This window comes from Marinobacter sp. C7 (assembly GCF_022343555.1).
In the GTDB taxonomy this organism is placed as follows: Bacteria; Pseudomonadota; Gammaproteobacteria; order Pseudomonadales; family Oleiphilaceae; genus Marinobacter.
In genome coordinates this window covers 1-575 of sequence record NZ_JAKQZH010000062.1, presented here as the reverse complement: position 1 = coordinate 575, position 575 = coordinate 1, and the positions used below count along the sequence as shown (strand labels likewise).

General features: G+C 64.0%; 1 protein-coding gene. It reads left to right on the top strand.

Features of this window, described 5'->3' with window-relative positions:
- A partial coding sequence (pal, locus tag MD273_RS18720; RefSeq protein ID WP_239039278.1) for a peptidoglycan-associated lipoprotein Pal occupies positions 1–534 on the top strand: 534 nt, incomplete at its 5' end.
- Positions 535–575: the final 41 nt, after the last annotated feature.

Genomic DNA, 575 nt, shown 5'->3' with positions numbered 1-575 from the left:
ATGCCCGCAGCAGCAGGCCTTTCGAAACTGGGCGCAGTGAAGCCCGCCGTTATTGCACTTTGCGCCGTTCTGGCACTGGCCGGTTGCGCATCCAAGGACAAGAACCTTCCGGGCAACGGCATGGCTGGCGGCTCTGCTGCCGGCGCCAATGGCTACGCGACGCCGGGCAGCGTCCAGGACTTCGACATGAATGTCGGTGATACGGTCTATTTCGAGACCGACTCGTCCTCGATCACGCCGATCGCCGCCCAGACGCTCGACAAGCAGGCGCAGTGGCTGCAGCGCTATTCGAACTACTCGATCCGCATCGAAGGCCATGCCGACGAACGCGGCACGCGCGAATACAACCTTGCGCTCGGCGCCCGTCGTGCCGCCGCGACGAAGAACTACCTCGCGTCGCGCGGTATCCCGGCCAACCGGATCTCGACGATCTCCTACGGCAAGGAGCGCCCGGTCGCGACCTGCGACAACATCAGCTGCTGGTCGCAGAACCGCCGCACCGTCACCGTTCTGCAGAACGGCGCCGGAAGCTGATCTGGGTCCTGACTGTCGATCATTTCGAAAACCCGCCGATG